Source organism: Pantoea sp. FN0307, assembly GCF_050113815.1.
GTDB classification, from domain to species: Bacteria; Pseudomonadota; Gammaproteobacteria; order Enterobacterales; family Enterobacteriaceae; genus Mixta; species Mixta alhagi.
The window spans coordinates 287,324-309,278 of sequence record NZ_JBNJSO010000001.1; the positions used below are offsets into that span (position 1 = coordinate 287,324).

A 21,955-nucleotide genomic window follows, 5' to 3' on the forward strand; every position below is an offset into this window, starting at 1 on the left:
CTTTTTCACGCGTTATTAACCCGAAGGAACCGATGATGGACGATCAACTCAAGCAGAGCGCGCTCGATTTTCACCAATATCCGCAGCCAGGAAAAATACAGGTTTCTCCCACCAAGCCGCTGGCAACGCAGCGCGATCTGGCGCTGGCCTATTCACCGGGCGTGGCCGCACCCTGTCTGGAAATTGCGCAAGATCCGCTGGCCGCGCATAAATATACCGCACGCGGCAACCTGGTTGCTGTGATCTCTAACGGCACGGCGGTACTCGGGCTGGGCAATATCGGCGCGCTGGCAGGTAAGCCGGTGATGGAGGGCAAAGGCGTCCTGTTTAAGAAGTTCGCTGGCATTGATGTGTTTGATATTGAAGTCGATGAACAGGATCCCGATCGGTTGATTAATGTCATTGCCGCGCTTGAACCGACTTTCGGCGGCATCAATCTGGAGGATATCAAGGCACCTGAATGCTTTTATATTGAGAAAGCGCTGCGCGAACGCATGAAGATACCGGTGTTTCATGACGATCAGCACGGTACGGCGATTATCTGTACCGCTGCGGTGCTGAACGGGCTGCGCATCGTGAAGAAAAATATTTCCGATGTGCGGCTGGTGGTTTCCGGTGCGGGTGCTTCCGCTATCGCCTGTATGAATTTGCTGGTGGAGCTGGGGCTGCAGCGACGTAATATCATTGTGTGTGATTCAAAAGGGGTGATCTACCAGGGCCGCGACGAGAAGATGGCGGAAACCAAAGCGGCCTATGCCATTGCCGATAACGGGATGCGTCGGCTGGATGAGGCGATTGCTGGTGCCGATATTTTCCTGGGTTGCTCCGGACCGAAGGTGCTGACGCCCGAGATGGTTAAAGAGATGGCGCCTGATCCGCTGATTCTGGCGTTGGCCAACCCGGAACCGGAAATTCTGCCGCCGCTGGCGAAAGCGGTGCGTCCGGATGCGATTATCTGTACTGGCCGCTCCGATTACCCTAATCAGGTAAACAATGTTCTCTGCTTTCCGTTTATTTTTCGCGGCGCGCTGGACGTGGGCGCGACGGCCATTAATGAAGCAATGAAGCTGGCGGCGGTGCATGCCATAGCCGAACTGGCGCTGGCGGAGCAGAGCGAGGTGGTGGCGTCCGCCTATGGCGATGAGGAGCTGTCGTTCGGCCCCGACTATTTGATCCCTAAACCTTTTGATCCGCGCCTTATTGTGCAGATTGCGCCTGCGGTAGCGAAAGCGGCAATGGAATCGGGTGTGGCGACCCGGCCCATTAACGACTTCGATGCCTATCGTGAAAAGCTGACCGAATTTGTTTATAAAACCAATCTGTTTATGAAGCCGGTGTTTGCCCAGGCGCGTAAAGAGCCGAAGCGGGTGGTGCTGGCGGAGGGCGAAGAGGCGCGCGTACTGCATGCCACCCAGGAGCTGGTCACGCTGGGGCTGGCAAAGCCGATTCTTATCGGCCGGCCCAACGTTATTGAGATGCGCCTGCAAAAGCTGGGTTTAAAAATCGAGGCGGGTAAAGATTTTGAAGTGGTGAACAATGAGTCCGATCCACGCTTTAAAGCCTACTGGAGCGAATACCATCAGATGATGAAGCGGCGCGGCGTCTCGCCCGAACAGGCGCAGCGCGCGGTTATCGGCAATCCCACGCTGATCGGGGCGATTATGGTGCACCGTGGCGAAGCGGACGCCATGATCTGCGGCACCATCGGCGATTATCAGGAGCACTATACGATCGTTGAGCGGGTGTTTGGTTTTCGACCCGGTATTAACGTGGCGGGAGCAATGAATGCGCTGCTGCTGCCCAGCGGTAATACCTTTATTGCCGATACCTACGTTAACGAAGATCCCACACCGGAACAACTGGCTGAGTTAACCATTATGGCGGCGGAAACGGTGCGGCGCTTTGGTATCGAGCCCAAAGTGGCGCTGCTGTCGCACTCCAGTTTTGGCACCTCCGACGCACCTGCGGCGCGTAAAATGCGTGAGACGCTGGCGCTGGTTAATGCACGCGTGCCGGAGCTGGAAATTGATGGCGAAATGCACGGTGATGCCGCGCTGGTGGAAAGCATTCGCCAGGATTTAATGCCGGACAGCCCGTTAAAAGGTTCTGCTAACGTGTTGATTATGCCAAACGTTGAGGCGGCGCGTATCAGCTATAACCTGCTGCGCGTTTCCTGTTCGGAAGGGGTAACCGTTGGACCGGTACTCATGGGTATCGCAAAGCCGGTTCATGTGCTGACGCGCATCTCATCGGTGCGGCGCATCGTGAATATGGTGGCGCTGGCGGTAGTAGAAGCGCAAACGCAGCCGCTATAGCTGTAGCTATGGGCAGTTACTCTACAGACGTTTTCTAAACCGGAAGCACAGGGAGTACAGGCGAACTGCCAACGCTCACTTCGCACATGACCAATAACGTGTCTGCACAGAATGGTTAAAAACGCCGATAAGGTGTAAGTCACCACTGTACAGCGACACCTGAGCCTGAAGCACAGGGAGTGCAGGCAGAAGAGTAAAGCGTCCCGCGCCAGGGATGGCGCGGGCCGAGCTGTCAGGGATGACGTTTTTTGCGTCTTTACGATCGGCCTGCACTCCCTGTGCAGGCACCGCGCTACCAGCCCGGTGTGCTTCAGCGGGCACCGCACTACCAGTGCGGTTTAATCCTGCAACTCCCGCTCCCTTGCCGCTGCTTTACTCCGGCAGCCACGCCTTTACCGGCAGAAAATCACTGTACAGCGCTGCCTCCGGCGAGCCAGGCTGTGGCTGATAATCATATTCCCAGCGCACCAGCGGCGGCATAGACATCAGAATCGATTCGGTACGGCCACCGGTCTGCAAACCAAACAGCGTGCCGCGATCCCAAACCAGGTTAAATTCCACATAGCGCCCACGACGATAAAGCTGAAACTCACGCTCACGCTCGCCCCACGGCATGCCTTTGCGACGCTGCACAATAGGCAAATAGCCATCAAGAAAACCCCGGCCTACCGCCTGCGTAAAGGCGAAGCTGCGTTCAAAATCAGGCGTGTTCAGATCATCAAAAAACAGCCCGCCGATACCACGCTGCTCATTGCGATGCTTCAGGTAAAAATAGTCATCACACCATTTCTTATAACGGGCATAAACATCCCCACCAAACGGCTGACACAGATCGAAAGCGGTTTGATGCCAGTGAATCGCATCCTCTTCAAAGCCATAAAACGGCGTTAAATCAAAGCCGCCGCCAAACCACCAGACCGGATCGGCCCCCGGTTTTTCCGCAATAAAAAAGCGCACGTTGGCATGGCTGGTCGGGATATAGGGGTTTTCCGGATGGATCACCAGAGAAACGCCCAGCGCCTCAAAGCTGCGTCCAGCCAGTTCGGGACGATGCGCAGTGGCGGAGGCGGGCATCTGGTCGCCATGCACATGGGAAAAATTCACCCCCGCCTGCTCAAACACTGCGCCCTGACGCAGCACGCGGCTCCGGCCGCCGCCGCCGCCAACGCGCGTCCAGCTATCCTCCTGAAACTGCGCGCCGCCGTCTGCCAGTTCCAGTTGTTGACAGATCTCATCCTGTAACGCCTGCAGAAAGGCTTTTACCTGTTCAATATTGGGAGCATTCATATTCGCTTCGCTATGTCATAAAAAGGCCATCTTCTGGCCTTTTGCTTCAGGGTGAAGAGTATACCTAACCCGGTCGTTGATTGCGGCGGTCAAATTCCACAAAAAAGCTAACGATGCCGTCGGCAATGGCGCGGGCAATCTTTTGCCGAAAAGCCGTGGTGCCCAGCAGACGCTCTTCCGCCGGATTGGTAATAAAAGAGGTTTCAACCAGCACAGAGGGGATCGACGGGGATTTCAACACGGCAAAGGCGGCCTGCTCGGTGTGCTGGCTGTGCAAATGATGAACCGGACGAATCTGCTGAAGAATATGGCTGCCAAGCGTCAGGCTGTTCTTGATGGTATCTGTCTGAACCAGATCAAACAGGACCTGTTGCAGATAAGGATTGTCGCTTTGTACCTTAACGCCGCCCACTTTATCCGCCGCATTCTCTTTTTCCGACAGATAACGCGCCATCGCGCTGCTCGCCCCACGGTTCGACAGGGCAAACACCGATGCGCCGTTAGCGGTTGGGCTGGTAAAACCGTCGGCGTGAATAGACATAAAGAGATCGGCCCCATGCTGATGCGCGATCTCTACCCGCTCGGCCAGCGGAATAAAATGGTCGCTGTCGCGCGTCAGACGCACCTCAATATGATTGTGCTGGCTCAGCTGCTCGCGCACGTGATGCGCAATCTCCAACACAATATGTTTCTCTTCGCTGCCTTCCTGACCCACCGCGCCGGAATCAATGCCGCCATGACCGGGATCGAGCATCACGATTTTTTTGCCGCTGGCCGGGCGAGACGCTTTGGCCTCAGGGCGCGGCATTGTCGACAGCGTGGCCTGTTCGCTTTTCGCCAGCGCCCGCACGGAGGGTAACAGGGCCAGAGCGGCTCCGGAAAACAGCAGCTTGCGGCGGGAAGTTAACGGTGAGAATTTTTTCATGGCGGCGTCCAGTGTTAAAATAACGTTATAACATGACAGCCCAGGGGCTTCGACAGGCAAGCTGTTTCAGCCTTTTACTATTTATTTCAGCTAAATAAGCAGCAGCCGTGAATTTTTTTGCCGCCTGATGCGCTACGAGGGTTGCGCCAGGCAAAGAATGCGTGATAATCAGCGAATTGTAAGTAACTCTGAGAAAATTCCATGGAAATCCGCGCATTCCGCCAGGAAGACTTTGAAGAAGTCATTACGCTTTGGGAGCGATGCGATCTGCTTCGCCCCTGGAACGATCCGGAAATGGACATTGAGCGTAAGCTAAATCACGATCCCGATCTCTTTCTGGTGGCGGTGGTCGGCGGCGAAATCGTCGGCACCTTGATGGGCGGCTACGACGGCCATCGCGGCTCCGTCTATTATCTTGGCGTGCATCCTGATTATCGTGGACGCGGCTTTGCCAACGCGTTGCTTAACCGGCTGGAGAAAAAACTGATTGCGCGCGGCTGTCCGAAAATCAATCTCATCGTACGTGAAGAGAACGACGCGGTTATTGGCTTTTATGAAAAGCTCGATTATGAAATGCAAGACGCTGTCTGCCTGGGCAAACGACTGATTGAAGATCGTGAGTATTAACCTTGCCGGGCCGCATGGTTGCGGCTGTAGACTGTGTGCATGATGCTTTTCACCCCTGATGACTACGACAGTAAAGGTCAGCTGCGTCTGCCGCTGACCTTTTGGCTTATTCTGCTGTTACAGGCGCGTACCTGGGCGCTGTTTATTATGGCTGGCGCATCACGTCAGCAGGGTGCCGAACTGCTGGAGCTCTTTTATCCTGACAGAAACATCTTCTGGATGGGCATGGCGCTGGGGATCCCCGCCGCCGTCGGGCTACTGCTTACCGGCTATCGACAACGCTGGCCTAAGCTCTGGCGAGCCTGGCGTTGGGCACTGTGCGCTACCTTGCTGCTGAACCTGCTGCTGGTGCTGTGGCAGAGTGGGCAGGAGAGCGATATCTCGCTGTTCGCGCTGTGGCTGCCGGCGCTGTTTGACCTGTCAGCGCTGCTCTGGCTACTGCTTAGTCGTCGCCTGAAAGCCTGCTTTAATGTGCAGCTCAATCAGACGGAATAAAACTTTTTGCGCTTATGCGACTCCAACCCCACTGAAAAAGGTTGCGTAATCACTACAGGAGCTGCAATGAAATCACTACGTCCGGCATTGATCGTCGCTACGTTACTACTGGCGGGCTGTGCCAGTCACGGCTCGAACAGCAACGAAGCAAGCTGGTGGAATCCAATCGACTGGTCATGGTCTACGCTATGGCCCGGCAACTGGTTTGGCTCCTCGCTGACGGTAACCGAACAGGGCGTTGGCGCAATCAATGGCGCTACGCCACTGCAGGAAAGCGCCCTTAACGCGGGCCTGAATGGTGACTATCGGTTGCGGCAGGGCATGCGTAGCGAGCAGGGCAGCGTGGTCAGTTTCTGGCAGGCGCTGACCGATAACGAGGTGAAGTTGACGTTCAGCGGCAAAGATACAGTGAGCCGCATAGAGGTAACGGATCGCGATATCGCCAGCGCCGACGGCACCCGCATTGGCGATGTATTCAGCGATCATTATCAAAAAGCCTTTGGCCATTGTCAGGCCGCCAGTGGGGAAACGGCTCCCGCAGTGCTGTGCCAGGCACCGGGCAACCAGCATATCAGCTATATCTATCAGGGAAAATGGGCGGGTCCACAGGGGCTGATCCCGCCGGATGATGTGCTAAAAAGCTGGCAGGTGAGTAAAATTATCTGGCAACGTTAAGTAAACCCAGAACGGCGGGCGCAACGCCCGCCAGGGGAATCACTGAACCGGGATCAACAATGGTACAGAACGCTAACTGAAAGAACTGTGCAACAGGTTATGCGCGATGGTTTTTGCATGCTGTTTTCAGCGATTTATTCATCAGTCAGCGTGAATATATGTACAAGCTCAACCCCTGCCGCTATTTTCCGGTATGATAATTGCCCTGTTTCGACCCGTTTCATTCCGGAGTAGCACTGCATGTCCCCGCATCAGAGCGGCATTTTGCCCGAAAATAATCGTTTTGCCATTTGGCTGGAAGCCGTGGTTCAGGACGACCTGAACAGGATTCGCCAGGGGGTAAAAACCTTCCATCATCAGTTAATCCAGCTGCAGGCGCGCTATCCCGATGCGGCGCTGGGCGCGACCCTTGCTTTTGGCAACGCGCTCTGGCGCGATCTACAGCCTGGAGACAGTGCGCCGGAGCTGAAGGATTTTCAGCCGCTGGGCAAAAATATGGCACCTGCGACTCAACGCGACCTGCTGGTTCATATTCAATCCCTGCGTCATGATATTAACTTTACCCTGGCCCAGGCGGCCCTGACGGCTTTTGGCCCGGCGGTACGCATTGAAGAAGAGACGCACGGTTTCCGCTGGACGGAAGATCGCGATCTTTCTGGCTTCGTTGATGGCACTGAAAACCCGAAGGGAGAGATGCGTCAACAGGTAGCGATTATCGCCAACGGGGCTGACGCCGGTGGCAGCTATGTGTTTACCCAGCGCTGGGAGCATAATTTATCGCAGTTGCAACGTCTGCCGGTTGCAAAACAGGAGCAAATCATTGGGCGTACCAGGCTGAGCAATGAAGAGCTGGAAGGCGATGCGCGTCCTGCAACATCGCACGTTAGCCGCGTTGACTTGAAAGAAAACGGGCAGGGATTAAAAATCCTGCGCCAGAGCCTGCCTTACGGCACCGCCAGCGGCACTAACGGCCTCTATTTTATCGCTTACTGCGCCACGCTCTACAATATTGAACAGCAGCTGTTAAGTATGTTTGGCGAGCGTGACGGCAAGTATGACGCCATGCTGCGCTTTACTAAACCGGTCAGCGGCGCGTGGTGGTTTGCGCCTTCTCTTGAGACGCTACTGGCGCTGTAAATAACGGACGATACCGGCCTGGTATCGCCCGATCTACTCTGCCGTACCGCTGTTTTTCAGCTTTGCTGTATTGCCGTTAAGCTTTGCCGTGCGCTTATGCTTTTTTCTACTTTTAAAGCAGCAAAAGATATATAAAACCGTTACAGCTTTGCCCTGAGTTATAAATACACTGAGCATACGGTGATGTGAGCCGGATCAATACTCAGGGTGTGAAATGACCTTTCCCGTAGCGAAAAAGTTACTCGGCGGCGCGGCGCTCTCTTTGCTGTTGGCCGCGAACGTGCAGGCAACCGAGCTGTTAAACAGCTCTTATGATGTGTCACGTGAACTCTTTACGGCGCTGAATGCTCCTTTTATCCAGCAGTGGGATGAAAAGCACCCGAACGATAAGCTTACTATTCGCCAGTCACATGCCGGATCGTCGAAACAGGCGTTGGCGATCCTTCAGGGCCTGAAGGCGGATGTGGTCACTTATAACCAGGTCACCGATGTACAAATCCTGCACGATCGCGGTCGTTTGCTGCCTGCCGACTGGCAATCGCGTCTGCCGAACCACAGCTCGCCATTCTATTCCACCATGGCGTTTCTGGTGCGCAAGGGCAATCCAAAGCAAATTCATGACTGGAACGATCTGATCCGCAGCGACGTTAAGCTGATTTTCCCTAATCCAAAAACGTCCGGCAACGGTCGCTATACCTGGCTGGCGGCATGGGGAGCGGCAGATAAAGCCAACAATGGCGACCGCGCTAAAACCACCCAGTTTATGACTCAACTGCTGAAAAATGTCGAAGTGATGGATACCGGCGGACGTGGCGCAACCACCACGTTCGTTGAGCGTGGCCTGGGCGACGTACTGATCAGCTTTGAATCAGAAGTGAACAATATTCGTAACCAGTATGCGCAAGCAGGTTACGAAGTAGTGGTGCCGAAAACCGATATTCTCGCCGAGTTCCCGGTGGCGTGGCTGGATAAAAACGTGGCTCAGAATCATAGCGAGGCAGCGGCGAAAGCCTACCTCAATTATCTCTACACGCCAGCGGCGCAGCAGATAATGACCAAATTCTATTATCGGGTGAATAACCCTCAAATGATGCAGCAGGCGAACTTCCCGCAAACCGAGCTGTTCCGTGTGGAAGATCGCTTTGGCAGCTGGGAAAAGATCATGAAAACCCACTTCGCCAGCGGTGGCGAGCTGGATAAGCTGTTAGCGGCGGGGCGTGGTTAATGTTTGTAGCAAGTAGTAAACGCGTACTTCCTGGCTTTGGCATTAGCCTCGGCAGCAGCCTGTTTTTCACCTGCCTGATCCTGCTGTTGCCGATGAGCGCCTTGATTATGCAACTGGCGCAAATGTCGCTGGCGCAATACTGGGAAGTCATTACTAATCCGCAGGTGGTAGCGGCTTACAAAATAACGCTGATCTCGGCGGCGGTGGCCTCACTGTTTAATGCCTTCTTCGGCATGCTGATGGCCTGGATTTTAACCCGCTACCGCTTTCCCGGCCGCAGTGTGCTGGATGGGTTAATGGATCTGCCTTTCGCGCTGCCAACGGCCGTAGCGGGACTGACGCTGGCCGGGCTGTTTTCGGTGAACGGCTGGTATGGTCAGTGGCTGGCGCAGTTTGATATCAAGGTTTCCTATACCTGGCTGGGAATTGCCGTGGCGATGACTTTTACCAGCATCCCCTTTGTGGTGCGTACCGTTCAGCCGGTACTGGAAGAGCTGGGTCCGGAATATGAAGAGGCGGCGCAAACCCTGGGCGCGACACCCTGGCAAAGTTTCCGCCGCGTGGTGCTGCCGGAAGTGGCTCCGGCGTTAATGGCCGGTACGGCGCTCTCCTTTACCCGCAGCCTGGGTGAGTTTGGCGCGATTATTTTTATCGCCGGTAATATCGCATGGAAGACGGAGGTCACTTCGCTGATGATTTTTATTCGTCTGCAGGAATTTGATTACCCCGCAGCCAGCGCGATTGCTTCCGTTATCCTGGCCGCCTCGCTGCTGCTGCTGTTCGCTATCAATACGTTACAGAGCCGCTTTGGCCGTCGTCTTGGAGGTCATTAATGGCTGATATCACCCAACTGAATGGCGTTGAGCGTCCGCGCATTAACTGGGGTAAATGGCTGCTGATTGCTGTTGGCGTGCTGGTCTCTTTTCTGTTGCTGGTGGTGCCGCTGATCGCCATTTTTACCGAGGCGCTGGCACAGGGGCTGGGCGCGGTGCTGAGTAACCTCAGCGATAGCGATATGCTGCATGCTATCTGGCTCACAGTGCTGGTGGCGTTGATTACCGTACCGGTTAACCTGGTTTTCGGTACGCTGCTTGCCTGGCTGGTGACCCGTTTTACCTTCCCGGGGCGCCAGTTACTGCTGACGCTGTTCGATATTCCGTTTGCGGTCTCGCCGGTGGTGGCTGGCCTGATTTATTTGCTGTTCTGGGGCGTAAACGGGCCCGCGGGCGGCTGGCTGGATGAACACCATATACAGCTGATGTTCTCCTGGCCGGGCATCGTGATGGCAACAATCTTTGTCACTTGCCCATTTGTGGTGCGTGAGCTGGTACCGGTGATGCTTAGTCAGGGCAGTCATGAAGATGAAGCCGCAGTACTGCTGGGCGCTTCCGGCTGGCAGATGTTTCGCCGCGTGACGTTGCCCAATATCCGTTGGGCGCTGTTGTATGGCGTGGTGCTGACCAATGCCCGCGCGATCGGTGAATTTGGTGCGGTCTCGGTGGTTTCGGGAGCGATTCGCGGCGAGACCTATACCTTGCCGCTACAGGTTGAGTTACTGCATCAGGATTACAACAGCGTGGGCGCGTTTACCGCCGCCGCGCTGCTGACTCTGATGGCGATAGTGACGCTGTTTCTGAAAAGCGCGCTGCAATGGCGATTAGAGAACCAGCAGAAGCGTTTACAGCAGGAGGAAAATCATGAGCATTGAGATTAAGCAGATTAATAAATCGTTTGGCCGTACGCGGGTGCTCAATGACATCTCGCTGGATATCTCTTCTGGTCAAATGGTGGCGCTGCTGGGGCCGTCCGGCTCCGGGAAAACCACGCTGCTGCGCATTATCGCCGGTCTGGAACATCAAAACAGCGGACAGATCCGCTTTCATGATAAAGATGTCAGCCATGTACATGCGCGCGATCGCCAGGTTGGATTTGTTTTTCAGCACTATGCGCTGTTCCGTCACATGACCGTGTTCGACAACATTGCTTTTGGTCTGACGGTGCTGCCACGTCGCGAACGTCCGTCAGCGGCGGCGATCAAGCAGAAGGTCACGCAGCTGCTGGAAATGGTGCAGCTGGGACATCTGGCAACCCGTTTTCCGGCCCAGCTTTCCGGCGGTCAGAAACAGCGTGTGGCGCTGGCGCGCGCGCTGGCGGTCGAGCCGCAGATTCTGTTGCTGGATGAACCTTTTGGCGCGCTGGACGCGCAGGTGCGTAAAGAACTGCGTCGCTGGCTGCGTCAGCTGCATGAAGAACTGAAATTTACCAGCGTGTTTGTAACTCACGATCAGGAAGAGGCGATGGAAGTTGCCGATCGGGTGGTAGTCATGAGCCAGGGTAATATCGAGCAGGTCGGTACGCCGGATGATGTGTGGCGCGAACCGGCCAACCGTTTTGTGCTGGAGTTCCTTGGCGAAGTGAACCGCTTTGATGCTGAGGTTCATGGCTCTCATTTCCATGTGGGCGCGCATCACTGGCCGCTGGGCTATACGCCAGCGCATCAGGGTGCGGTTGAGCTGTTCCTGCGTCCCTGGGAAATTGATGCGGCGCGCCAGGGTAGCCTGGAAACCCCTTTGCCGGTTCAGATTCTGGAAGTCAGCCCGCGTGGGCACTTCTGGCAGCTGCTGGTCCAACCCGCTGGCTGGCAGGCTGAGCCTTTTAGCCTGGTGTTTGATGGTGAACAGGCGGCCCCGCAGCGCGGCGAGCGCCTCTACGTTGGCCTGCAGCAGGCGCGTCTCTATCAGGGCAACACGCCGCTGCGTGCGGTTGCCTTTGCCGAAAGCGCCTGATATTTTCTAACTCCACATATTTTATTTGGGCGGGATTTTCCCGCCCTGTTATTTTGCCTGCCGGGAAAACATCGTGACGACTCTGGAAACCACCATCGGCAATACGCCGCTGATTAAACTGCAGCGCCTGACGCCTGCCAACGGCAGCGAAATCTGGCTGAAGCTGGAGGGCAACAACCCTGCCGGATCTGTGAAGGATCGTGCCGCGCTGTCGATGATCCAGCGCGCTGAGCAACGTGGTGAAATCGCTCCCGGCGATCAATTGATCGAAGCGACCAGCGGCAATACCGGTATTGCGCTGGCGATGATCGCTGCGATGAAAGGTTACCGTCTGAAGCTGCTCATGCCGGATAATATGAGCCAGGAACGGCAGGCAGCGATGCGCGCCTACGGGGCTGAACTGGTGTTGGTTAGCCGTGAACAGGGCATGGAAGGGGCACGCGATCTGGCTCTGGCAATGGCGGAACGTGGTGAGGGCAAAGTACTGGATCAGTTTAATAATCCTGATAATCCACTGGGTCACTATGCCACTACCGGCCCGGAAATCTGGCAGCAGAGCGGCGGACGCATCACGCATTTTGTTTCCAGTATGGGCACCACCGGCACGATAACCGGCGTTGGCCGTTACCTGAAAGAGCAAAATCCGCAGGTACAAATTGTGGGGCTGCAGCCGCAGGAGGGCAGCAGTATTCCCGGCATTCGCCGATGGCCTGCTGCCTATATGCCGGGTATCTGGCGCCCGGAGTTGATTGACCGCATTATCGATATGGGGCAGGGCGAAGCGGAAGAGACCATGCGCCAACTGGCGCGGCGTGAAGGAATTTTCTGCGGTGTTAGCTCTGGCGGCGCGGCGGCGGGCGCGATTCGCATCGCTACGGAAAATCCAGGTAGCATAGTGGTCGCGATCGTTTGCGATCGCGGCGACCGTTACCTCTCGACCGGCGTTTATCAATAACGCGCCCCGCAAAGAGCGACAGGCCCACGGCGCGAGCCTCTCCTGCGGTTTTGTAACAAAAGGGTCAGCTATTCGCGCTCCAGCGCATGAATTGGGTCGAGCCGGGCAGCCCGCCTTGCCGGGAAAAAGCCGAAGATCACACCGATCAGACTGGAGCAGATAAAAGCCGCCACGATTGAGAAGGGCGAGTAGATCATGCTGAAACTGCTGGTGGTCTGCGCCAGAATGATGCCTGGCACCAGCGACAATAGCACGCCGATAATACCGCCGGTCAGGCAGACCAGCACCGCTTCAATCAAAAACTGCTGCATAATATCGCTGGCGCGCGCGCCTACCGCCATGCGCACGCCGATTTCACGGGTACGCTCAGTCACTGAAACCAGCATAATATTCATCACCCCGATGCCGCCCACCAGCAGTGAAATCAGCGCAATCATCGCTACCAGCAGCGTCATGGTATCGGTGGTGCGCTCAATGGTTTGCCGAATGCTGTCGGTATTAAGGATAAAAAAATCTTTGCCATTGTGGCGCTGCGTCAGCAGGCGGGTAACGCCCTGTTCCGCCAGATCCAGATCAACGTTATCACGCACTCGTACGGTAATGCCGCTGAGCCACGTCTGCCCAACCATGCGCTTCATCACCGTGGTGTAGGGCACCCACAGATTCAGATTGCTGTCATTGCCGAAACTGCTTTGATGGGTAGCGACGCCGATAATGCGCACCGGCATATTGCCGAGGATCACAACCTGGCCCAGCGGATTTTCACCGTGAGGGAAGAGCCTTTTTAGGGTATTTTCATCAATCACCGCATCCTGCGCCAGGCTGTCTACACCCTGACGATCGAAGGCCATTCCCTGCGTCACATGATAGCCACGTACAGCAAAAAACTGTTCGCCAACGCCGTTTACCATTACCGATAGCGCCTGATTGCGATATTTCAGCGTGGTACTGGTTGAAAGCGAAGGGGTCACGCTATGCACATAAGGCTGGTAAGCCAGCGCATCGGCATCGCTGGCGCGCAGCGTCTGAATGGCGGAGGAGTCCATATCGCCAAAATCATTGCCGGGAAAAATATCCAGCGTGCTGGTGCCCATTAAGCTGATTTCTTGCAGGATTTTTTGCTGCGATCCTTTACCCAACGCCACAACCGCCACCACCGAGGCGATACCGATAATTATGCCCAGCATCGTCAGGAACGTGCGTAAGCGCTGCGACATCATGGAGACCAGCGCCATACGAAATGCTTCGGTCAGCCGATCGCGCGCGGCGCGCCAGGCGTTACCCTCTGCGCGCCGGGTCATTTGCCGTGAGCCAGCGTCAGGCGCCTGACGCTGGCTGTCGCTGAGAATTTCGCCATCGCGTATTTCAATAATCCGCTGTGCGTGCTGTGCAATCTGCATATCGTGCGTCACGATAACAATGGTATGCCCTTGCTGATGCAGGTCATGCAGGATGCGCATTACCTCTTCGCCGCTGTGGCTATCAAGCGCCCCGGTCGGCTCATCGGCCAGGATCACTTCGCCGCCGTTCATCAGGGCGCGCGCAATACTGACACGCTGCTGCTGTCCGCCCGAAAGCTGACCCGGTCGATAATGCAGACGCTCGCCAAGGCCAAGACGCGTCAGCAGAGCAGCGGCCCGTTCACGCCGCGCCTGCACCGCCTGACCGGCGTAGATAGCGGGCATCTCGGCATTACCCAGTGCCGTGAGTTCGCTTAGCAGGTGATAGCGCTGGAAGATAAAGCCGAAATGCTCGCGCCGCAGCGCCGCCAGCGCATCGTTATCCAGCGCCGAAACGGCGCGATTGGCAATCAGATATTCACCGGCGCTGGCTTTATCCAGGCAGCCGAGAATATTCATTAACGTTGATTTGCCAGAGCCGGACTGCCCTACAATGGCAACAAATTCGCCTGAATCGATGGACAGATTAATATTACGCAGCACCTGCACCTGCTGTTCGCCATTCTGAAAAGAACGGCAGATATCATTAAGCTGTAGCAGCGCCATTATTGTGGCCCCATTTCGCCCGAGGGCGCGTCAGCCGTGTTGCGCTGGCCCAGTATCACTTTCTCGCCGGGCTTCAGACCGGAAACAATTTCCGCTTCGACATTATCATTCAACCCCACCTCAACCTGTCGGCGCGTGACCTGCTGACTGGCATCCAGTACCTGTACCGATGTTTTACCGTCAATGTTATCCAGCGCGGTCGCGGGGATCACCACGGCATTTTTGCGCTCGCCCAGCACAATATGCACCTCCGCCGACATAGAGATGCGCAGGCGATGCTGCGGATTGGGCACGTCAAACAGACCATAATAATAGATGGCGGTTTTATTGCTGGAGCTACTGGAAGAGCTGGTCAGGCTACTGCTGGAGCTGTCGTTATTAATCGAGTCTGGTGCCGGTTCGATGGCGCGCAGCGTGCCCTCATAGCGTTTATGCGGCTCGCCGAGAATGGTAAACCAGACTTTCATGCCCGGTTCCACCTTGATAACGTCCGCTTCAGAAATTTGCGCCTTTACCGTCATGGTGTCGAGGTTGGCGACTTTGATTAGCGTTGGCGCGCTTTGTACGGCGTTAACCGTTTGTCCTTCTTCAACCGGTACCGAAACAACCGTGCCGTCTATCGGTGACACGATACGGGTATAGCCAAGGTTCACCTGGGCGGTATTCACTTCAATTTGCGCCTGAACGATCTGTGCATCCAGCGCGCGGATCTCCGCTTCGGTAGCGATCAGCCTGGCCTGCGCATCGTCATACTCCGCTTTCGCCGTAAGGTTTCTGGCCAGCATCACCTGCTGACGGGCAAAGGTTGCCCGATAGTTGCTGAGCTGGGCCTGCTTAGCTGCTCGCTGCGCTTCAATATTTTTTAAGGCCGCCTGCGCGTTTTGTAGCGCGTTTTGCTGCGTCATACTGTCAATTTCCGCCACCAGCTGCCCCTGTTTGACCTGATCGCCCAGTTCGACCCGCAACCGTTTGATCTGACCTGAAGCCTGCGCGCCGACGCTAACCAGTTTGCTGGCGGTGAGCGTGCCGTCTGCCAGCACCGCCTGTTGCAGCGGGCGCTGTTCCGCCGTAGCGGTCAAAAATTCTGCGGGTTTCTGCCGCTGATGCAGTAACGCCCAGGTGATAACAACAGCAATGATGATAAATAACAGCAGTAAAAATCCTTTACGGCTGAACAAAGTGCGACTTAATGCCATGACCAATATCCCTGGTACGAAGAAAACACTGGTATAGCCTAAAAGGCTGCCACAATAAAGTGAAACAGCAGCGCAATCAGGCAAGAATATCTGTAAGGATTGAGTAAATTCTGCTGCGTACTGTTCCGCTTGAGGTCAAAATAACGCCAACCGATTATGAGAGTGTATGCATGAAAATTCTGTTAGTTGACGATGACCTGGAGCTGGGCACGATGCTCAGTGAATATTTAATGGGCGAGGGCTTTCATGCCTCGCTGGTGCTTACCGGTCAGGCCGGAATTAATAGTGCGCTGTCCGGTGACTTTCAGGCGATGATTTTAGATATCATGCTGCCAGATATGAGTGGTATTGACGTGCTGCGTCAGGTACGACAAAGCAGTCGTATCCCGGTGATTATGCTAACGGCAAAAGGGGATAATATCGATCGGGTTATCGGGCTTGAAATGGGCGCAGATGACTATGTTCCCAAGCCCTGCTATCCCCGTGAGCTGGTGGCACGCCTGCGGGCCGTGCTGCGTCGCTTTGATGAGCTGCCTGCCCAGCAGGAGAAAAAAGAGGTGGTACGCTGGGGCGATCTGACGCTTAATCCGGCTACGCGTATCAGCGAATGGAAAAACAAGCCTTTCGACCTGACCGCTTCCGAATTCAATCTGCTTGATTTGCTGCTGCGATCGCCCGATCGGGTAGTGACAAAAGATGAATTGTCGGAGAAAGGGCTGGGGCGTCCGCGCGAAGCCTACGATCGCAGCGTGGATGTGCATATCAGCAATATCCGGCAAAAACTATCCAGCCTGGCTGGCGAGGCGATCAATATTGAAACCGTACGCAGCATCGGTTATCGCATTCGATGAGGAACCGTTTTCGCGGCCGTCTGTTCTGGAAAATCCTGTTTGGTTTCCTGCTGGTGTTTTTTCTGATTAGCCAACTACTGTGGCTGGGGTTTACCCTGTATGGCAAGCATCGCGAGCCGCCAGAACATATTGCTACGCGGCGTATTGTTAATCTTCAGATGGCTTCAGCCGTTTCGGTATTGCAGCACGGCGGTCTGCCAGCGCTGGATAATATGATGTCGGACTGGTCGCCCGGCGATCGTCGTTTTTTCTCCGTCACGCTTATGCCGACGCCGCCGCAGGAGATTTCGCGTCATCAGCTCAATCTTTCACTGCCGGGTAGCGGCTTCCCCGATCAGGTTATTGAGTGGGTGACCGGCGCAGATGGCCAGCAGTACCAGCTACGCTATGACGTAAAAGGGCTACGCGAAGACAGCGAGATGGGCAGACCGCCGCGTAAGATCCTGAATATTCCAGAGCCGGTGTTCTGGTTTGCCGGGGTAATGGGGCTGCTGTTCAGCTCTTTGCTGGCATGGAACCTGACGCGGCCGATGCGTCAACTACGTCTGGGTTTTACCCGCGTATCCAATGGCGATCTTTCCGTACGTCTTTACCCACAGATGCGTCGTCGCCACGACGAGTTTTCCGTTGTCGCCCGTGATTTCGATGCGATGGTTGAACGCCTTGCTGTGCTGGTGAAGGCGCGTGAAGAGCTACTGCATGATATTTCGCATGAGCTGCGCTCGCCGCTGGCACGGCTGCAACTGGCGACCGGCCTGGCACGTCAGACGCCGGAGTCGGTTAACACCTCTCTCGATCGCATTGATGAAGAGGCGCGGCGGCTGGATAAGATGATTGGCGAGCTGCTGACGCTGTCCCGGGCCGAAAATGAAAAGATGCCTGATGAGCAATATTTCGATCTACACGGTCTGCTGGAAACGGTCGTTAATGATGCGCGCTATGAGGCGCAGTTGCCTGGCGTAGATATTACGCTGGAAGTTGGGGAAAACGTCGACTATACGGTGAAGGGCAATGCCGAACTGATACGCCGTGCGGTAGAAAATGTGGTGCGTAACGCGCTGCGCTATTCGGTGCGAGGGCAGGTGGTTAAAGTGAGCCTGCGGCCTGACGGCCACTGGCTAAGCATTCGTGTGAGCGATAGCGGACCTGGCGTGGATGCCGATAAGCTCTCCAGTATTTTTGATCCCTTTGTGCGTGTCAATTCCCCTATGCAGGGCAAAGGTTACGGTTTGGGGTTATCTATCGTACGTAAGGTGGTGCTGGCGCATTATGGTGAGGTACAGGCATTCAACGGGCGTAACGGTGGATTAGAAATGATTATTCGTCTGCCGCACTGGGAAAACTAGCTTAGCACTGCATTATGATATAAAAACGGCACCCGCAGGTGCCGTTTTAGTCAGCATGAAAACCGTTATTTTTTAATACGAATCACCGGTGTTTCGCCAACAATAACCTGACCGGTCAGCTTGGTCAGCTCTTTGATCTCATCCATATTGGAGATCACGACTGGCGTCAGGGTCGATTTCGCTTTCTCTTCCAGCAGCGGCAGGTCAAACTCAATAACCACATCGCCTTTCTTCACTTTCTGGCCTTCTTCCGCGATGCGTTTAAAGCCTTCGCCTTTTAGCTCCACGGTATCGATACCGAAGTGAACGAACAGCTCAATGCCACTATCGGATTCGATAGAGAACGCATGGTTGGTTTCGAAAATTTTGCCGATAGTGCCATCAACCGGAGCAACCATTTTATTGCCTGCCGGTTTAATCGCGATGCCATCGCCGACAATTTTCTCCGCAAATACTACGTCTGGCACGTCTTCGATATTTACGATCTCACCAGACAGCGGGGCGACGATCTCAATGGTGCCAGATGCGCTTTCTGTTTTATCGCCAAAAAGTTTGGATAAAAAACCCATGATCTTCTCCTAAGCAGTAATGTTGGGCCAGCGTATCGCGGAATCAGCAGAGTGTTTTTTCTTCAATGAACTTGTTGACCAGGTTCATCAACTCTTCCGCGGTCGGTTGAGCCAGAGCCTGCTCTGCTAATGCCTTCGCATCTTCGAAGTTCGTGTTACGAATGATCTTCTTGATGCGCGGGATAGAAATGGCACTCATGCTGAATTCATCCAGCCCCATTCCCAATAACAGTAGTGTAGCACGTTCATCACCGGCCAGCTCACCACACATGCCGGTCCACTTGCCTTCGGCGTGAGAAGCATCAATAACCTGCTTAATCAGGCCAAGCACTGACGGCGTCATTGGGTTATAAAGATGCGAAATCAGTTCGTTACCGCGATCGACCGCCAGAGTATACTGCGTCAGATCGTTTGTCCCAATACTAAAGAAGTCGACCTCTTTCGCCAGGTGGCGAGCGATAACGGCTGAGGCTGGCGTTTCCACCATAATACCGACTTCAATGGTTTCGTCGAAAGCTTTGCCTTCTTCACGCAGCTGGGCTTTTAACATCTCCAGCTCTGCTTTCAGGAAGCGCACTTCTTCCACGGAAATGATCATCGGGAACATAATGCGCAGCTTGCCGAACGCGGAGGCGCGCAGAATCGCACGCAGCTGTGCATGCAGAATTTCTTTGCGATCCATAGCGATACGGATAGCACGCCAGCCAAGGAACGGGTTCTCTTCTTTCGGCAGGTTCATGTACGGCAGATCTTTATCACCGCCAATGTCCATGGTACGGACAATCACTGCCTGAGAGCCCATGGCTTCGGCAACGGCTTTGTAAGCCTGGAACTGCTCTTCTTCAGTGGGCAGCGCATCGCGATCCATAAACAGGAACTCGGTACGATACAGGCCAACACACTCTGCGCCGTTACGCTCAGCGCCCGGAATATCACGCACGGTGCCGATGTTGGCACCCACTTCTACCTGATGTCCATCCAGCGTGATCGCTGGCAGATCTTTCAGTTTAGCGAGTTCATTTTTCTCGCTCAGATATTGATGCTGTACTGCCTTCAGCTCTTCGATGACTTCAGCAGTCGGGTTAACATAAACTTTATTGTTAACACCATCCAGAATCACATAATCATCGTTCTTAACGCGACTGGTGACGTCACCGGTGCCGACAATGGCAGGCAGCTCAAGGGAGCGCGCCATAATAGACGTATGTGAAGTACGACCGCCAAGATCGGTAATGAAGCCCAGCACTTTTTTCAAATTCAGTTGTGCGGTTTCGGACGGCGTCAAATCTTTAGCAACCAGAATCACTTCGTCTTTGATCGCGCTCAGATCCACAATGTGCAGACCAAGAATATTCTGCAGCAGACGCTTACCGATATCGCGTACGTCGGCAGCACGTTCTTTCAGATATTCATCATCCAGCTCTTCCAGTGCTTTAGCCTGACCTTCAATGACGCTATGAGTTGCGGCATCGGCCGTGGCCATTTCATCTTTAATCAGGCTGATGATGTCCTGTTCCAGCTCTTCATCTTCCAGCAACATAATGTGGCCTTCGAAGATGGCTTCTTTTTCTTCGCCAAAAGTCTCGCCAGCTTTAATTTTTATAGCTTCAAGCTGTGTAGCGGCTTTACCACGACCTTCAAGAAAGCGAGCAACTTCCTGATCAACCTGATCGGCAGAAATTTTCTTCCGGTTGATAACGATTTCATCTTCCTTCAGCAAAAGTGCTTTGCCGAAAGCGATACCCGGTGATGCTAAAATGCCTGAAATCATAACCCTACCTTTATTATAACGATGCCTACCAGGCGAAACGAGGTGCCAGGATCCTGCGGAACCGTACTTTACGGATGCAACAACGCGGACATAATGTCCGCGATCAATATGTTTGCACTCAGTTGCCTGATGAAACGGTTTTTCGTCGGCTGGACGATTACTCGAGTTCAGCCATCAGTTTAACCAGATGCTCAACAGCCTGCTGTTCATCTTCACCTTCAGCGGACAGCGTCACCACGGTGCCCTGAGTCAGGCCCAGAGTCTGCAGCTTGAACAGGCTTTTCGCACTGGCAGATTTACCATTAGACGTCACGGTGATTTCTGAGGCAAAAGCTTTTGCTTCTTTAACAAACTGAGCAGCCGGACGAGTATGCAGGCCATTAGGTGCGGTGATGGTAACTTCTTGCTGGAACATTATATTTCCCCAACTTAATTAGGTTTGGTGTTTTGTCTCTAAAGTCTAGCCTGGCGGCGAAACTTTAGCCTGTGTAGGTCGCGCTGGTTCGAGTACGGGACTCACCAAAAAATGCGCAATTAAGGCATGAGAGCGGACGGGGCAAAAAAACGGGGGTTTTCGCTTCGCTGCTCTACTCCTCATTATGCCGCGTGTTGCGCTATTCCGCCAAATCAGTAAATCGATTCAGCTTGATCCAGTTCAAAGCGCTATTAATTTTGCGCTTCGAAATAATTGTCAGCTTAAATACCAGAGCTACCAGAGTGAATCAATGACAGGGGTGGTAAAAATTTGAAGTGGTCCACAAAAAAGCACCCCGAAAGGCGCTTTTTGCAACAATGCCGGCACCCTGGCACTACTATTGCAGTTCTTTTTCCGTAAAAAGATCGGCAAACAGGGCGGTACTCAGATAACGCTCGCCGGAAGAGGGCAGGATTACCACAATATTTTTATTGGCGTAAGCTTCGTCTTCCTGCAACTTAAGCGCGGCGGCCACGGCTGCGCCGGAAGAGATGCCGGCCAAAATGCCTTCTTCATCCATCAGACGTCGGGCAGTGGAAATTGCCTCTTCATTTGTGATGGCCACAACCTGATCCACCAGACTGAGATCCAGGTTACCCGGAATAAAGCCAGCGCCGATGCCCTGAATTTTATGCGGACCGGGTTTAACTTCTTGCCCGGCCAACGTTTGAGCGATAACCGGTGAGTCGGTGGGTTCAACCGCCACGGCGATCAGATCTTTTTTGCCTTTGGTATTTTTGATGAAGCGGGTAACGCCGGTCAGCGTGCCGCCGGTGCCAACGCCGGAAATAAAGACATCAATCTGGCCATCGGTATCTTCCCAGATTTCAGGACCGGTGGTTTTATCATGAATTTCCGGGTTAGCCGGATTGCTAAACTGCTGCAGCATCAGGAACTTGTCCGGATTGCTGGCTACGATCTCTTCTGCTTTAGCGATAGCGCCTTTCATGCCTTTTGCGCCTTCGGTTAATACCAGGCTGGCACCCAGCGCTTTCAGCAGCTTACGGCGTTCAACGGACATGGTTTCCGGCATGGTCAGCGTCAGCTTATAGCCGCGTGCGGCCGCAACGTAGGCCAGAGCGATCCCGGTATTGCCGCTGGTAGGTTCAACCAGTTCCACGCCGGGTTTCAGGATCCCGCGCTTTTCAGCGTCCCATATCATATTGGCACCGATACGGCATTTGACGCTAAAACTGGGATTGCGCGACTCAACCTTCGCCAGAATGCGTCCATTGCCGATGCGGTTCAGACGAACCAGCGGCGTATGACCGATTGTCAAAGAGTTGTCTTCATAAATCTTACTCATAGCCCGTC

Annotated in this window: 20 protein-coding genes; 12 read left to right on the forward strand and 8 right to left on the reverse strand. The window is 54.5% G+C overall.

Annotated elements, in window-relative coordinates; genetic code table 11:
- Positions 1 to 35: 35 nt before the first annotated feature.
- Positions 36 to 2,315, forward strand: a complete 2,280-nt coding sequence (gene maeB, locus ACQE3Z_RS01325; protein ID WP_250650529.1) for an NADP-dependent oxaloacetate-decarboxylating malate dehydrogenase — start codon at positions 36 to 38, stop codon at positions 2,313 to 2,315.
- Between the two features lie 372 nt (positions 2,316 to 2,687).
- On the opposite strand, the gene hemF is transcribed toward maeB, so the two are convergent.
- Together hemF and amiA are read right to left on the reverse strand one after the other, a co-directional pair.
- Positions 2,688 to 3,602: an oxygen-dependent coproporphyrinogen oxidase gene (gene hemF / locus ACQE3Z_RS01330; protein WP_426971763.1), complete on the reverse strand. Its 915-nt coding sequence runs from the start codon at positions 3,600 to 3,602 to the stop codon at positions 2,688 to 2,690.
- A 64-nt stretch (positions 3,603 to 3,666) separates the two neighbouring features.
- Entirely contained in the window at positions 3,667 to 4,527 is an 861-nt protein-coding gene (gene amiA / locus ACQE3Z_RS01335) for an N-acetylmuramoyl-L-alanine amidase AmiA (protein ID WP_426971764.1), read from the reverse strand.
- 201 nt (positions 4,528 to 4,728) lie between these two features.
- Here amiA and ACQE3Z_RS01340 point away from each other — a divergent pair, with 201 nt between their 5' ends.
- The 9 genes from ACQE3Z_RS01340 (at position 4,729) to cysM (ending at position 12,427) form a co-directional block, all read left to right on the forward strand.
- Entirely contained in the window at positions 4,729 to 5,154 is a 426-nt protein-coding gene (locus ACQE3Z_RS01340; RefSeq protein WP_085070892.1) for a GNAT family acetyltransferase, read from the forward strand.
- A 42-nt stretch (positions 5,155 to 5,196) separates the two neighbouring features.
- The gene (locus ACQE3Z_RS01345; protein ID WP_426973029.1) at positions 5,197 to 5,649 is read left to right on the forward strand and encodes a DUF2919 domain-containing protein; all 453 of its coding nucleotides are present in this window, start codon (positions 5,197 to 5,199) and stop codon (positions 5,647 to 5,649) included.
- A gap of 66 nt (positions 5,650 to 5,715) precedes the next feature.
- On the forward strand, positions 5,716 to 6,324 hold the full coding sequence (locus tag ACQE3Z_RS01350) for an RpoE-regulated lipoprotein (protein WP_426971765.1): 609 nt from the start codon (positions 5,716 to 5,718) through the stop codon (positions 6,322 to 6,324).
- Positions 6,325 to 6,564: 240 nt separating this feature from the next.
- Positions 6,565 to 7,461: a Dyp-type peroxidase gene (locus tag ACQE3Z_RS01355; RefSeq protein ID WP_426971767.1), complete on the forward strand. Its 897-nt coding sequence runs from the start codon at positions 6,565 to 6,567 to the stop codon at positions 7,459 to 7,461.
- A gap of 214 nt (positions 7,462 to 7,675) precedes the next feature.
- Entirely contained in the window at positions 7,676 to 8,686 is a 1,011-nt protein-coding gene (gene cysP / locus ACQE3Z_RS01360; RefSeq protein WP_426971768.1) for a thiosulfate ABC transporter substrate-binding protein CysP, read from the forward strand.
- A complete protein-coding gene (cysT, locus tag ACQE3Z_RS01365; protein ID WP_426971770.1) occupies positions 8,686 to 9,519 on the forward strand; it encodes a sulfate/thiosulfate ABC transporter permease CysT in 834 nt (277 codons plus the stop codon). Before cysP ends, cysT begins: the two co-directional genes overlap by 1 nt.
- A complete protein-coding gene (gene cysW, locus ACQE3Z_RS01370) occupies positions 9,519 to 10,394 on the forward strand; it encodes a sulfate/thiosulfate ABC transporter permease CysW (protein WP_426971771.1) in 876 nt (291 codons plus the stop codon). The genes cysT and cysW overlap by 1 nt, the downstream gene beginning before the upstream one ends.
- Complete coding sequence (cysA, locus tag ACQE3Z_RS01375) at positions 10,384 to 11,472, forward strand: sulfate/thiosulfate ABC transporter ATP-binding protein CysA (RefSeq protein WP_426971772.1); 1,089 nt, start codon at positions 10,384 to 10,386, stop codon at positions 11,470 to 11,472. The genes cysW and cysA overlap by 11 nt, the downstream gene beginning before the upstream one ends.
- 73 nt (positions 11,473 to 11,545) lie before the next feature.
- On the forward strand, positions 11,546 to 12,427 hold the full coding sequence (gene cysM, locus ACQE3Z_RS01380) for a cysteine synthase CysM (RefSeq protein ID WP_426971773.1): 882 nt from the start codon (positions 11,546 to 11,548) through the stop codon (positions 12,425 to 12,427).
- A gap of 68 nt (positions 12,428 to 12,495) precedes the next feature.
- On the opposite strand, the gene ACQE3Z_RS01385 is transcribed toward cysM, so the two are convergent.
- Together ACQE3Z_RS01385 and ACQE3Z_RS01390 are read right to left on the reverse strand one after the other, a co-directional pair.
- Entirely contained in the window at positions 12,496 to 14,433 is a 1,938-nt protein-coding gene (locus ACQE3Z_RS01385; protein ID WP_426971774.1) for a MacB family efflux pump subunit, read from the reverse strand.
- Positions 14,433 to 15,629 (reverse strand): efflux RND transporter periplasmic adaptor subunit, encoded by a 1,197-nt coding sequence (locus ACQE3Z_RS01390; protein ID WP_426971775.1) that lies wholly within the window; start codon positions 15,627 to 15,629, stop codon positions 14,433 to 14,435. The genes ACQE3Z_RS01385 and ACQE3Z_RS01390 overlap by 1 nt, the downstream gene beginning before the upstream one ends.
- 170 nt (positions 15,630 to 15,799) lie before the next feature.
- On the opposite strand from ACQE3Z_RS01390, the gene ACQE3Z_RS01395 reads away from it, so the two are divergent.
- On the forward strand, positions 15,800 to 16,480 hold the full coding sequence (locus tag ACQE3Z_RS01395; protein ID WP_426971776.1) for a response regulator transcription factor: 681 nt from the start codon (positions 15,800 to 15,802) through the stop codon (positions 16,478 to 16,480).
- Positions 16,477 to 17,826: an ATP-binding protein gene (locus tag ACQE3Z_RS01400; RefSeq protein ID WP_426971777.1), complete on the forward strand. Its 1,350-nt coding sequence runs from the start codon at positions 16,477 to 16,479 to the stop codon at positions 17,824 to 17,826. The genes ACQE3Z_RS01395 and ACQE3Z_RS01400 overlap by 4 nt, the downstream gene beginning before the upstream one ends.
- A gap of 65 nt (positions 17,827 to 17,891) precedes the next feature.
- Here the strand turns inward: ACQE3Z_RS01400 and crr are convergent, their stop codons facing one another.
- From crr to cysK, 4 genes are all read right to left on the reverse strand, one after another.
- Positions 17,892 to 18,395 (reverse strand): PTS glucose transporter subunit IIA, encoded by a 504-nt coding sequence (crr, locus tag ACQE3Z_RS01405; protein WP_250650519.1) that lies wholly within the window; start codon positions 18,393 to 18,395, stop codon positions 17,892 to 17,894.
- 43 nt (positions 18,396 to 18,438) lie between these two features.
- Positions 18,439 to 20,166, reverse strand: coding sequence for a phosphoenolpyruvate-protein phosphotransferase PtsI (ptsI, locus tag ACQE3Z_RS01410; RefSeq protein ID WP_426971778.1), 1,728 nt, complete (start codon positions 20,164 to 20,166; stop codon positions 18,439 to 18,441).
- Positions 20,167 to 20,323: 157 nt separating this feature from the next.
- A complete protein-coding gene (ptsH, locus tag ACQE3Z_RS01415) occupies positions 20,324 to 20,581 on the reverse strand; it encodes a phosphocarrier protein Hpr (protein ID WP_038624898.1) in 258 nt (85 codons plus the stop codon).
- Positions 20,582 to 20,978: 397 nt separating this feature from the next.
- A complete protein-coding gene (gene cysK, locus ACQE3Z_RS01420) occupies positions 20,979 to 21,947 on the reverse strand; it encodes a cysteine synthase A (protein WP_426971779.1) in 969 nt (322 codons plus the stop codon).
- Positions 21,948 to 21,955: the final 8 nt, after the last annotated feature.